The organism is Mesorhizobium sp. M0491 (assembly GCF_040321265.1).
Classification (GTDB): domain Bacteria; phylum Pseudomonadota; class Alphaproteobacteria; order Rhizobiales; family Rhizobiaceae; genus Mesorhizobium.
The window spans coordinates 117,078-129,893 of sequence record NZ_JAMYRE010000019.1 but is presented as its reverse complement, the minus strand read 5'-3'; the positions used below and the strand labels follow the sequence as shown (position 1 = coordinate 129,893).

At 63.7% G+C, this 12,816-nt stretch carries 11 protein-coding genes; 6 read left to right on the top strand and 5 right to left on the bottom strand.

What is annotated here, in order from left to right; translation table 11 throughout:
* Nucleotides 1-8: 8 nt before the first annotated feature.
* Together NKI69_RS23850 and NKI69_RS23845 are read right to left on the bottom strand one after the other, a co-directional pair.
* Nucleotides 9-767, bottom strand: a complete 759-nt coding sequence (locus NKI69_RS23850; protein ID WP_352441869.1) for a helix-hairpin-helix domain-containing protein — start codon at nt 765-767, stop codon at nt 9-11.
* 361 nt (nt 768-1,128) lie between these two features.
* A complete protein-coding gene (locus tag NKI69_RS23845; protein WP_128303252.1) occupies nt 1,129-2,961 on the bottom strand; it encodes a M3 family oligoendopeptidase in 1,833 nt (610 codons plus the stop codon).
* Between the two features lie 177 nt (nt 2,962-3,138).
* Between NKI69_RS23845 and NKI69_RS23840 the strand changes: the two genes are divergently transcribed.
* From NKI69_RS23840 to NKI69_RS23830, 3 genes are all read left to right on the top strand, one after another.
* Entirely contained in the window at nt 3,139-4,674 is a 1,536-nt protein-coding gene (locus NKI69_RS23840) for a sigma-54-dependent transcriptional regulator (RefSeq protein WP_128303109.1), read from the top strand.
* Between the two features lie 407 nt (nt 4,675-5,081).
* Nucleotides 5,082-6,905 carry a peptidoglycan L,D-endopeptidase MepK gene (locus tag NKI69_RS23835; protein ID WP_352722616.1) on the top strand — a complete coding sequence of 608 codons (1,824 nt, stop codon included), beginning with the start codon at nt 5,082-5,084 and terminating at the stop codon, nt 6,903-6,905.
* Nucleotides 6,906-7,070: 165 nt separating this feature from the next.
* Nucleotides 7,071-7,262, top strand: coding sequence for a hypothetical protein (locus tag NKI69_RS23830; protein WP_127272097.1), 192 nt, complete (start codon nt 7,071-7,073; stop codon nt 7,260-7,262).
* Nucleotides 7,263-7,335: 73 nt separating this feature from the next.
* Here NKI69_RS23830 and NKI69_RS23825 read toward each other — a convergent pair whose 3' ends face one another.
* Nucleotides 7,336-7,974, bottom strand: a complete 639-nt coding sequence (locus NKI69_RS23825; protein WP_128303107.1) for a 2-dehydro-3-deoxy-phosphogluconate aldolase — start codon at nt 7,972-7,974, stop codon at nt 7,336-7,338.
* 308 nt (nt 7,975-8,282) lie between these two features.
* On the opposite strand from NKI69_RS23825, the gene trhO reads away from it, so the two are divergent.
* The 3 genes from trhO (at nt 8,283) to NKI69_RS23810 (ending at nt 11,065) form a co-directional block, all read left to right on the top strand.
* The gene (gene trhO / locus NKI69_RS23820) at nt 8,283-9,203 is read left to right on the top strand and encodes an oxygen-dependent tRNA uridine(34) hydroxylase TrhO (protein ID WP_023810048.1); all 921 of its coding nucleotides are present in this window, start codon (nt 8,283-8,285) and stop codon (nt 9,201-9,203) included.
* Nucleotides 9,204-9,319: 116 nt separating this feature from the next.
* Complete coding sequence (locus NKI69_RS23815; protein WP_023810047.1) at nt 9,320-10,051, top strand: tellurite resistance TerB family protein; 732 nt, start codon at nt 9,320-9,322, stop codon at nt 10,049-10,051.
* Between the two features lie 258 nt (nt 10,052-10,309).
* Nucleotides 10,310-11,065, top strand: a complete 756-nt coding sequence (locus NKI69_RS23810; RefSeq protein WP_023810046.1) for an SDR family oxidoreductase — start codon at nt 10,310-10,312, stop codon at nt 11,063-11,065.
* Here the strand turns inward: NKI69_RS23810 and NKI69_RS23805 are convergent, their stop codons facing one another.
* Nucleotides 11,066-11,431, bottom strand: coding sequence for a YciI family protein (locus NKI69_RS23805; protein ID WP_023810045.1), 366 nt, complete (start codon nt 11,429-11,431; stop codon nt 11,066-11,068).
* Between the two features lie 149 nt (nt 11,432-11,580).
* Complete coding sequence (locus NKI69_RS23800; RefSeq protein ID WP_023810044.1) at nt 11,581-12,765, bottom strand: pyridoxal phosphate-dependent aminotransferase; 1,185 nt, start codon at nt 12,763-12,765, stop codon at nt 11,581-11,583.
* Between the last annotated feature and the right edge of the window lie 51 nt (nt 12,766-12,816).

Here is a 12,816-nt window from a genome sequence, read left to right as displayed (position 1 = left end):
GCCAGCGATCAGCTGTTGCCGGTGGTTCCGGCTGTTGGAAACTGCTTGGCGAATTCCTTCTCGTTGCCGGAGGCGAGCAGCTTGGCCTGCTCGATCCAGCGTTCGCGCGCGATACGGCCGTCGAAATTCATGACGTCCTCGATCCGTTTGATATCGGCCGCGGTCCAGGACGCGATCTGGGCGAAGTTGGTGACGCCTTGCGCCTTGAGCAGCTTCTCGTTGACCGGACCGATACCGATCAGCCGGCGCAGATTGTCGGGCTTTCCGGATGCTGGGCCGGCTGCTGGCTTGGCTGTTGTTGCAGGCTTGCTCGTCGCGGATTTGGCTGGAGCCGAGGCTTTGGTGGCGGCGGGTTTCGCCGCCGGCTTGGCAGAGACCGCCTTGGCAGAGACCGGCTTGGCAGAGACCGCTTTCGCAGCGGCGGCCGGTTTAGCCGGCGCGGGCTTTGTGGCGGCGGATTTGGCCGGCGCGGGGGTCGACATCAGGGCCGCCGGCGCCTGGCTTGCCGGCTTTGCCGCGCTGCTTCCGGCGGCAGGTGCGGCCGGCGCGTCGCGCAGCCGGCGCTCGAGGTCGGCGCGGGTCTTGCCGCATGCATCGAGTTCGCCGGTCAGGCGGTCGCTGTCGGTGCGCAGCCTGTCGCGTTCGCTGCGTGTACGGTCGAGGTCGCCGCGCAAGCTGTCGAGTTCACCGCGCAGGCGCCCCCAAAGGAACCAACCGACCAACACGCCTATCAGGAACGCCAGGACCACGTAGAAAAAAGTGCCCATTGTCTCTCTCCAGTCAGATCCGTCTGCCGTGGGTCATGACCTTCGGCGAAGGACTACTCTTGGTGGTTCCGCGGTAAGCAGAACAGCCGGCTTCGGTTCGAGCTGCGGCGATCGGCTTTGCTTGCCCATGGCCAACGGCCGTTGTCGCGTTCGCCTGAGCGCCACGGCCGGCTGAGATTTCTCCTCGCCGATCCGCATGCGCTCCGGCTGAGCTTGGAGCGAAGGCTATCATAGAGCTTGTGGAAAGCTATCGGAAAACTTCGGTGGAGAGTACTTCAAGAACAGATATTTAGGGCGATAGTAGAGCTGTCCCAACATGCATTCCGGCTAAACTGTTAGAGCGACGCCTGAGGGACGCATCTCAGGTGTCGAGCGCTTCCAGCTCGTCGATCAGGCCACTGATGACGCCAAGTCCGATCTGCCAGAAGGCGGGATCGGTTGCGTCGAGCCCGAAGGGTGCCAGAAGCTCGGAATGATGCTTGGTGCCGCCCGCGCGCAGCATTTCGAAATACTTGTCCTGAAAGCCGCGCTCGGCGTTCTGGTAGACGGCGTAGAGCGAGTTCACCAGGCAGTCCCCGAAAGCATAGGCATAGACATAAAAGGGCGAATGGATGAAGTGCGGGATGTAGGTCCAGAACACCTCGTAGCCTTCGCGCAGTTTGATAGCGGGACCCAGACTTTCGGCCTGCACTTCGAGCCAGAACTGACCGAGCCTGTCGGAGGTCAGTTCGCCGTTCTTGCGTTCGGCATGCACCTTGCGCTCGAATTCATAGAAGGCGATCTGGCGTACGACCGTGTTGATCATGTCCTCGACCTTCTGGGCGAGCATGGCCTTTCGCTCGCGCCGGTCGGTGGTCTGGTCGAGCAGCGAGCGGAAGGTCAGCATCTCGCCGAAGACCGATGCCGTCTCGGCCAGCGTCAGCGGCGTCGAGGCCATCAGTGCGCCCTGGCCGCCGGCCAGCACCTGATGCACCCCATGGCCAAGCTCGTGCGCCAGCGTCATCACATCGCGCGGCTTGCCCATGTAGTTGAGCAGGACATAGGGATGCGCCGACGGTACGGTCGGATGCGCGAAGGCGCCAGGCGACTTGCCGGGCCGCACCGGCGCGTCGATCCAGTTGCGGTCGAAGAAGGTTCGTGCGATCTCGGCCATGTCGGGCGAAAAGCGCTGATAGGCGGACAGCACCGTGTTCCTGGCCTCGTCCCAGCCGATGATCGCCTGGGGCGTATCCGGCAACGGCGCGTTGCGGTCCCAGTGGTTCATCACCTCCATGCCCAGCCAGCGCGCCTTCATTGCGTAATAGCGGTGCGACAGGCGCGGATAGGCATCGCGAACGGCGGAAGCAAGGGCGTCCACCACGCTGCGCTCGACGCGGTTAGCGAGATGACGTGAATCGGCGATGTCCTCGAAGCCGCGCCAGCGGTCGGATATTTCCTTGTCCTTGGCCAGCGTGTTGGTGATCAGCGTGAAGGTGCGCAAATTTTTGCGGAAGGTCGTGGCCAGCGCCTCGGACGCCCGGCGGCGCACCTCGCCGTCGGCATCCTGCAAGCGGTTCAGCGCCGGCTCCAGCGTCAGGTCCTCGCCGTCGATGTCGAAGCGAAGGTCGGTCATCGTCTCGTCGAACAGGCGGTTCCAGGCGCCGCGCCCAGTGATCGACTTTTCGTGGAAGAGCTGCTCGACGCGGTCCTCGAGCTGGTAAGGCTTGTCCTTGCGCAGATCGAGCACCCATGGCCGGTAGTGACCGAAGGCGGGGTCGCCGGCGAGCGCGCCTTCGATCGACGCATCGTCGATCAGGTTGAGTTCGAGCGCGAAGAACAGAAGGTGCGCGCTGGCGTCGGTCATCTTCTCCTGGACGTCACCATAGAGCTTGGCGCGCTGGGGATCAGCGGTGTTTCCGGCATAAACCAGTCCCGCATAGGAGACGATGCGGCCGATCAGTTCCTCCAGCGCCTCGTAGGCGACAAGCGCCTCGCCCAGCCTGCCGGCGCTGCCGCGCTCGGCCTCGGCGGCCAGCGTGCCCTTCCAGCGGTTCTCGAAGCTGACCGCATCAGTGGCGGCCTTGGCGATGTCGCGCTTCAGCTCCGGCGCATCCATGCCGGCATAGAGATCGGCAAGGTTCCATTCCGGCAGGTCGCCCAGCTCGGCCGCGCCCTGACCGGACGCCGGCGCCGCAAGCCGCCGAGCAGAGACCATGTTGCCAGAATCCTTATGCATTGCCGACACCTTCCGTGGCCAAGGTTCAAGGGGAAACGAGAAGCCGGTCAAATCCTAAGGAATTCATTCACCGGGTTTTTTGAAACCTTATTTAGAACCCTGTGCCAAGATGGTCCACAGGGCAGGATTCCTCGGGCGGGCATAGTCGTATCAGTCATGACAGGTTCCATACTCATAGTCGATGACGATCCGGTGCAACGCCGGCTGCTCGAAGCGGCGGTGACGCGGTTCGGCTACAGCGCAATCGTCGTCGACGGCGGCGCGGCCGCTCTCGATATCCTCGATGGACCCGGCGCCCGCGAGGTGTCGGTGGTCATCCTCGATCTGGTCATGCCCGGTCTCGACGGTATCGGCGTGCTGAAGGCGATGCGCGAACGCGACATCAACGTGCCGACCATCGTGCAGACCGCGCAGGGCGGCATCGAGACCGTGGTTTCGGCGATGCGTCATGGCGCCTTCGATTTCGTCGTCAAGCCGGCGTCTCCCGACAGGCTGCAGGCGTCGATCGGCAATGCGCTCAAGGTCGAGGCCGTCGAGGGCGAGGTCAAGCGCACGTCGCGCCGGCGCGGCGGCCTCCTGACCTTCAAGGACATGATCACGCACAGCCCGGCCATGGACAGGGTGATCCGCCTTGGCCAGAAAGCGGCGGCATCCAACATCCCGATCCTGATCGAGGGCGAGTCCGGCGTCGGCAAGGAACTGGTGGCGCGCGCCATCCAGGGCAGTGGCGACCGCCGTTCGAAACCCTTCGTCACGGTCAATTGCGGCGCCATCCCCGACAATCTGGTCGAATCGATCCTGTTCGGCCATGAGAAGGGCTCGTTCACCGGCGCCACCGACAAGCACACGGGCAAGTTCGTCGAAGCGCATTCGGGCACACTGTTCCTCGACGAGATCGGGGACCTGCCGCTCGACGTGCAGGTCAAGCTGTTGCGCGCGGTCCAGGACGGCGAGGTCGACCCGGTCGGCGGCCGCTCGACCGTCAGGGTCGACATCAGGCTGATTTCGGCGACGCACCGCAACCTCCTGCAGCAGGTCAAGGACGGCAAGTTCCGCGAGGATCTGTTCTATCGGCTGAACGTCTATCCGATCTTCGTGCCGCCGCTGCGCGACCGCCGCGACGACATCCCGTATCTGGTCACCCATTTCATGGAGAAGGTGGCGCCGGCCGACCCGCGTCATCGCCTGCAAGGTATTTCGGCGGCAGCGCTCGCCGTGCTGCAGGCCTATGACTGGCCCGGAAACATCCGGCAGCTCGAAAATGCCGTCTTCCGGGCCTCCGTGCTTTGCGAAGGCGATGTGCTTTCCGCCGAGGACTTCCCGCAGATACGGGCGCAAGTGGAAGGCACCGTCAACCTGGATATGGACGGCGACGCGCCGTCGCCGTCCCTGTCTTTGGAGGGGCGCGATGACGAAGCCTTGCCCGGCGAGGGCGGCCCGGCAATCGCGTTCGATCCGCCGGCAAGGCTGCAGCCTCGCTTCGGCACGTTGCGGGCGCTCGACGAGCGCGGCAATGTGCGGGCATTGGCCGATGTCGAACTCGAGATGATCAAGCTTGCCATCGATCACTACAACGGACAGATGAGCGAAGTCGCCCGCCGACTCGGCATCGGCCGCTCGACGCTCTATCGCAAGCTCAAGGAACACGGCATCGATCCGGAGACAGGCCGCGTGGACCGACTCGCCTCCTAGAGGTGATGCCGGGCTGAGCTTCGGCCCGAATCCGGCTTTGCCATAAGACCGGCGCCAGCTGCAATGCCATAACAGCCCTTGTGTCGCCGTTTCAGCGGCATTGTGGCTGTGTCATGGACAGCTCTGTTCACGCATTAAGGCTAACGGTAACAGATCGTGTTCGGGCCGAAGGCGAAAATCTGATCTAAACCAGCGGTTTACCAAGAAACCTTGTGAACAATTTTTGACGGGATATCGCCACGGTGTTACCGCATTTCGGCTTCAATAAGCGATGATTAACCATTAGGATCGATATTCGGGTGTGCTAATGCCACATCCGTTTGGACAAATCCGGGGACAAACGGCAGCCTGCAAGGCCTTTTGATTTGAACAGAATCGAACGACACACAAACAGGCGGCACCATCATTTGAGCGTCTGGCCGAAGTGGCTGGCAGTGTTGGTTGTCGCTTTTGGTTTTGTTGCCGCGGCTGCGAGCGGAGCCAGCGCCGAAACACGGTCGCTGAAGCTTTATCATCTCCACACCCATGAGAAGGCCGAGATCGTCTACAAGCGCAACGGCCGCTACGTTCCCGAGGGTCTCAGGAAGATCAACATCATTTTGCGCGACTGGCGTCGCAACGAGCCGACCAAGATGGATCCGCGTCTGCTGGATCTGGTCTGGGAAGCGTATCGGGAAGCAGGTGCCACGGACTACATCCAGGTCATCTGCGGCTATCGCTCGCCGTCGACGAACTCGATGCTGCGCGGCCGCAGCAGGGGCGTCGCCGAGAAGAGCCAGCACATGCTCGGCAAGGCGATGGATTTTTACATCCCCGGCGTGCCGCTGAAGAAGCTGCGTAACATCGGTCTCAAGATGCAGGGCGGCGGCGTCGGCTACTATCCGTCATCCGGTTCGCCGTTCGTCCACATGGATGTCGGCAATGTGCGCCATTGGCCGGGTATCAGCCGGCAGGAACTGGTCAGCCTGTTCCCCAATGGCAAGACGCTGCATGTGCCGAGCGACGGCAGGCCGCTGCCCGGCTTTGAGCAGGCGCTCGCCTCCTACAAGGCGCGCAAGGGTTCAGGCTCGCCGGCCATCGAGATGGCCAGTGCTGGCGGCAGCGGCAAGAAGTCAGGCGGGTTCCTGTCGGCATTCTTCGGCGGCGGCGACGACGAGGCCGAAGACAGCGCCGATGTCCAGACCGCTTCGGCCGCCCCCCCGCCCAAGGCGAGAAACCTGAAGCCGGCAGCAGCAGCCAAGACCAGCAACCTCCCGGGTATTGCCATCGTGGCGCCGGAGAATGCGCGGCGCGCCGAGATTCCGCAGGTGACCGAGCAGCAGGCTCCGGAGCCGGAAGAGGACACGCCGGAGACGATCATCGCGGCATTGCCGGCCCGAAGCATTCCGCTGCCGGATTTCGCACCGCGGCCGAAAGCCGATGTCGGCGCTCAGCAGCCTGAGAACGTTCCTTTTGCGATGGCGGAGGCGACAGCCACCACCGAGCAGGCCGTGGCGACCGCGCATGCGCCGGCGAGCGTTCCTTTCGGCTTGGCCGATGCAACGGCTTCGGCTAATCCGGCCCAGATCGCGGTCAACAACATACCGTTGCCGACATGGCGTCCCGACAATTCGCTGCCGGCCGCTCTGGCTGCGCCGCCCAGCAAGGATGTGCTGATGGCGCTGGCCGAGACGGCTGATCAAGGCAAGACCGCGACCGATGCGTTCTCGGTGCTGCCGACGGCGCGGCCCGAGATGGCCAGGCCGGATGCGGTCAAGGCCGTGCTCGACGAGGCCAATGCACAGGTCGGTGCGGCCGATTACCAGCTTGCTTCCTTGTCCGGATCCGAGCCGCGTTCGGCGTTCAACGATCCGGGCACCAACGCCGCATCGCCGCGCGATGCTGTCGTTGCCCGTCCGGCCGGTTCCGATCCGGCCGCCGCGATCGGCGCCGGCGTCAAGACGACCCGCAAGGAATCGAGAGCCACCGCCCGCGACCTGAAGCCAGGCCCCAAGGCCATGGTGGTTGCAGCCGCACCGCAGGCCGCCCGCTGGGCGCTGACCAGCGGCGAGCATGTCGCCACCGTTTCAAGCGCGACGACGGCGCCGGGTTACGCCTACAGCATCGTGCACACGCCGCCGAGCGAGGTCTACACGGCCGGCTTCCAGCCGAGCAGCCAGGTGGCCGATGCCAATCGCTTCACCGGCAACGCCGTCAAGTTCATGTCGGTGGCCCGCTTCCAGACCAAGTGACGGCAAATCAATCGACAAAGCCGCGCCGGGCAACCAGCGCGGCTTTTTGTTGTTCAGCGAACCGGGCCAGCCCGCACGGTCACGCGCGGCTGAACTTCTCGTGAAGCCGGAACGGTCGGCCTATTCCCCGGGTTAATGTAGGTTCGTTCAAACCCGGGGAGATCCATGAAGAACATCCTATTGGCATCGGTCATCGCATTGGCAACCGCTTCGGCGGCCATCGCCCCTACGCAGGCCGAGACCATTGTCGTCAAGACTCATGACCATATGCACATGAAGAAGCATTGCCGGACCAAGGTGGTCACAAGCTGGAAGCATCACCACAGGGTGGTTGAAAAGGTTCGGGTCTGTAGCTGATCCGGTTCGGAGCCGATTTGGCAAACCCGGTCGACGCGAGTCGGCCGGGTATTTTCATGCCGTGGCCGAAGCCTTATTTCGCAAGCTTGCTCGCCGCGCGCGCCAGGGCTTCGATCTCGTCCCACTTGCCGGCCTTGACGAGGTCGTCGGGCGCCACCCAAGAACCGCCGACGCAGACCACGTTGGGCAGGCTTAGATAGTCAGCCGCGTTCTTGGCCGAGATGCCGCCGGTCGGGCAGAATTTCACATCGGCGAGCGGTGAGGCGAAGGCCTTCAGCGAAGCGATGCCGCCCGACTGCTCGGCCGGGAAGAATTTCAGGAAGCGCAAGCCGGCTTCCCGCGCGGCCATGATCTCGCCGGGTGTGATGGCGCCGGGCAGCAGCGGAACATCGCTGCCGGCGGCTGCCGCCAGAAGCTCGCGGGTGATGCCGGGGCTGACGATGAACCGAGAGCCTGCGGCGGCTGCCTCTTCGAACTGGCCCGCATCGAGGATGGTGCCGGCGCCGACGATGGCGTCCTCGACTTCACCGGCCACCCGTCGGATCGCTTCCAGTGCGTCGGCGGTCCTCAGCGTGATCTCGATAGCCGGCAGGCCGCCGCGTGCCAGCGCGCGTGCCAGCGGCACCGCATTGGCGACATCAGAGATCTTCAGCACCGGGATGACGGGCTGGCCGTTGAGGAGCGACAGGAGTTTTTCGGTCTTGCTGGGCATGTGTCTCTCCGTGGCGTGGGACAATTCAACCGGTTAGCAGAAGGCCGTTTTCCTGTCCACGAAACCGGCCGTGTCGCGATGTCACGCGTCGCCCATGCTCGCCAGGCTTAGCTCACAAAGGCGGCTGCCAGCTCGGCGGTGTCGGCAGTTTTGTGCCGACAGTTTTTCAGGATAGGAATTTTTTCTTGACTCCCTGATCTCAGCTATGGTACAAATTCGCCTATGGTGCAGATTTGCGCCAGTGACCTCCGAACAGGATGCTTGCTCTGCCTTGAATCGGCTTTCGTGAGCGTTTAGTGGCTTCGGCAATGACATCACTTCCACCCTTCCGCGTCGCAGCGCTCTACCGGTTTGCCCGGCTCGACGCTTTCGAAGAACTGCGCGCGCCGCTCGCCGCCTTCTGCTGTGGGCGCGGCATCAAGGGCACGCTGCTTCTGGCGCATGAAGGCATCAACGGCACCGTCGCCGGCAGCGAGACGGCAATTGCCGAACTGATCCTGTACCTTGAAGCCATCGAAGGGCTGGCTGGCCTCGAGGTCAAGTACAGCGCAGCCGCGGACATGCCGTTCCACCGCATGAAGGTGCGGCTGAAGCGCGAGATCGTTACCATGGGTGTCGATGACATCGATCCTTCGAAAAGTGCCGGCACCTATGTCGCGCCGGCCGACTGGAACGCGCTGATTTCGCAGCCCGACACTGTCATCATCGACACGCGCAACGCCTACGAGGTGTCGATTGGCACATTCAGGGGTGCGATCGACCCGGCCACCGCAAGCTTTCGCGAGTTCCCGGCCTGGGTGGAGGCGCACCGGGGGGAGTTCGAAGGCCGCAAGGTGGCGATGTTCTGCACCGGCGGCATACGCTGCGAAAAGGCAACCGCCTATGTCAAATCGCTCGGCTTCGAGGACGTCTTTCATCTCAAGGGCGGCATCCTCAAATACCTCGAAGAGGTTCCGGCCGAACAGAGCCTCTGGCAAGGCGAATGCTTCGTCTTCGACGAGCGCGTTTCGGTGTCGCACGGCCTCGCCGAGGGCAAAGCGGAACTGTGCCGCGCCTGCCGCCGCCCGCTGACGCCGGGCGACCTGACGTCGCCCAAATTCGCCGCCGGTATTTCCTGCCCGCATTGCTTCGATGCGCGTTCGGACGAGGACCGCCAGCGTTATGCCGAGCGCCAGCGCCAGGTCGAGCTTGCGCAGGCGCGGGGCAGAGAGCCGCATATCGGCTCCTGATCCAGGCATCGAGCTGCTGCAAAGCGGCCGCTGTCATTGCAATGTCAAGTTTCGGGACCTACGTCTTCGACGTCCGAAACCTGCCCGTTCGGCCGGGCAAAGCCTGGAGGCACTGAATGTTCGATCCCAAGAAGCTTCTCGACGATCTGCTCGGCTCGCAAATCCCCGGCACCAGCGGCACCGTTCGCGACAAGGCGGGGCAGGCCGTGCAGATGGCCAAGGACAATCCGCTGGCCGCCGGCGCACTGGCCGCCGTGCTGCTTGGAACTGGTGCCGGTCGTAACGTGACGGGCGCCGCGGTGAAGCTTGGCGGACTTGCTGCCATCGGCGGCCTCGCTTACAAGGCCTACCAGAACTACAAGGCCGGCAACGCACCCGCCGAAGCACCGGCGGCCGGCGAGCCGGAATTGCTGCCGCCGCCCAAGGACACCGCCTTCCACCCGTCGCCGCAAGGCGAGGACGAATTCACGCTGACCCTGATACGGGCGATGATCTCGGCGGCGAAGGCCGATGGCCATATCGACGATGAAGAGCGCCAGAAGATCGCCGGCAAGCTCAGCCTGGCCGGCATAGACTCCGATGCCGAAAAGTTCCTGATGGCGGAGCTGGCAAGCCCGCTCGACCTCGACACGCTGGTGGCCGGCGCCAAGACCGACGCGCAGAAGCTCGAACTCTACACGGCATCGCGCCTGACCATCGATCCCGACACCCGCGCCGAGCGTGGCTATCTCGACCTGCTTGCAGGCCGGCTCGGCCTGCCGGACGCGCTGGTCGACCATGTCGAGGCAACGGTTTCGGCGGCCAAGGTGCCGGCCAAGGCAGGGACGTCACCCAATCCGCGCTGGTAGGCCAAAACGGCACAGGAGGCACTTTCCGGGTTAACCTCTCGTTAACCCAGCAAGCGCATCATTCAACACAGTCGGATCGGCTTTTCCTCCTCCCAAGCCCGGTTCAGATCAGGGGCGGTCGCCAATGGCCGCCCTTTTTGTCGGCCCGATCGGATGGACACGCTTGCCATCGCCGCCGTCATTTGCGATGCCTTCCTTTTTCGAGCCAAAACCCGAAAATCAGTCGAGCAAGCGCAGCTCTGCCGGAGGACAACAGCCATGACCGAGCAAAGAACCGCCATCGTCACCGGGGCCGGCACGGGCATCGGCAAGAGCGTCGCCACGGCGCTGCTCAAGAACGGCTGGAACACGGTATTTTGCGGGCGCCGCAAGTCGGTGCTGGACGCTGCGGTCGCCGAGGCCGGCCGCACCGACGCCAAGGCCTTGGCGGTAGCCTGCGATATCAGCAAGGCAGGCGAGGTCGACGATCTGTTCGAGACCGTGGCGGCGGCCTTCGGCCGTGTCGACCTGCTCTTCAACAATGCCGGCATGGGCTACAAATCGGCGCCGATCGACGAGATACCGGTCGAAGTGTGGAACGATATCGTCGGCGTCAATCTCACCGGTTCGTTCCTGTGTGCCCGTGCCGCCTTTGGCGCCATGCGCAAGCAGAAGCCGATGGGTGGCCGCATCATCAACAACGGTTCGGTGTCGGCCTATGCGCCGCGCCCGGGCTCGGTGCCCTACACGGCGACCAAGCATGCCATCACCGGGCTGACCAAGACGCTGGCGCTCGACGGCCGGCCTTATGACATCGCCTGCGGCCAGATCGACATCGGCAATGCGCTGACCGATATGGCGCAGCCGATGACGGTCGGCGTGCCGCAGGCCAACGGCTCGATATCAGCCGAAGCGGTGATGGATGTTCAGCGCGTCGCCGACGCCGTCGTCCATATGGCCAGCCTGCCGCTCGAGGCCAACGTGCTGTTCATGACCGTCATGGCGACCAAGATGCCGTTTGTCGGGCGTGGGTAGTTATTCTCCCGGTAGCTCTGCGCCGGGTAGATAGAGCGCGATAGGACGGATCTCGTACACGGCGGTCGGATTGACGCGACGAAACTCGCGCGCGATAGCGATGGCATCGTCCCGCGTCGGGCAGTCGACGACATAGAGGCCGAGAAGCTGTTCCTTGGTTTCGGCGAAGGGGCCGTCGACGATCATGCCGTCGCGCAAGGTGCAGGCCGATTGTGTCGCGTCAAGCCGCGCCGACGGCCCAAGGCTGCCGTCGGCATAGAGCCCTTGATGGATCTTGAGCAAGTCAGCCATCAGCGCCGTATCTTCCTGCGGCGTCAGCGCTTTGATTGCGTCTTCCACATGATAGGCAAGGATTGCATAGAACATCCGATGTCACCCCACTTCGATCCTGATCCGAGGACCGTAGCCGTTCTCGACATGCACGCCAGTCTTGGCCGCGCGCCTCCGGACGGCTCATGACACCGTGATGCCACAGCCGCAATTGTCCGGAAGAGGACAGCGGGCCGCTTTCAAGCTTACTTCGCCAGGAAGGCCCCGATCCGTTCCAGCGCCCGCAAGATGTTCTCCTCGGAATTGGCGTAGGAGAGCCTGATATAGCCTTCGCCGAGAATGCCGAAATCGGGACCGCCGATCAGCGCCACACCGGCATCGTCGAGCAGCGCCGAGGCCAGCTTCTTGGCCTTCCAGCCGGTCTTCGAGACGTTGGGGAAAGCGTAGAACGCGCCCTTGGGCGTGATGCAGGAGATGTCAGGCAGGGCGTTCAGTCCCTCGACGACGATCTTCCGGCGGCGGTCGAAGGCGCGCATCATATTGGCGACATCGTCCTGCGGGCCGTCGATTGCCGCGATGCCGGCGAATTGGCTCGGCGCGTTGACGCAGGACCAGCAGTTGACAGCCAGCTTGCGCACCTTGTCGTAGAGATGGGCGCCCTTGTCGCCATTCGGCCAGATCGACCAACCCATGCGCCAGCCGGTCATCGCCCAGGTTTTCGACCAGCCATTGAGCACGATCAGCCGGTCGCGGATCTCGGGAAAGCCGAGCAGCGAGCAATGCGTCTCGCCATCATAGGTCATGACGTCGTAGATCTCGTCGGAGAGGATGGCGACGTGCGGATGCGCCTCCAACCCCTTGACCAGTTTCTCGATCTCGGCACGCGGCGTGACGCCGCCGGTCGGATTTGCGGGTGAGTTGAGGATCAGCAGCCTGGTCTTCGAGGTGATCAAGGCCAGCGTCTCCTCGGCGGAGAAGGCAAAGCCGTTCTCCTCGCGCATCGGCACCGGAATAGGCGCCGCACCGGTGAACTCGATCATCGAGCGATAGATGGGGAAGCCCGGATCGGGATAGAGGATTTCGGCGCCAGGTTCGCCGAACATCAGGATCGCCGCGAACATGGTCGGCTTGCCGCCGGGCAGGATCATCACCGTTTCGGGCGATACTTCGACACCGGTGGTGGTCAGCGTGCGCCGCACCACCGCCTCGCGCGTCGCCAGCAAGCCGTTGGCCGGCGTGTAGCCGTGGTGACCGTCGCGCAACGCCTTGATCGCCGCCTCGACGATGTGCTGCGGCGTCTTGAAGTCCGGCTGGCCGATGCCGAGATTGACGATGTCCCGACCTTGGCTTGCAAGGGCTGTCGCCCGCGCCAGCACCGCGAATGCATTTTCCTCGCCGAGACGGTCGAAGGCCGAAATCGTGTGGAGCATTTTTCCCGTCCGTGTGGTTCTTGCTGTTGGGTCGCGTTTTTGTGAGCTTCG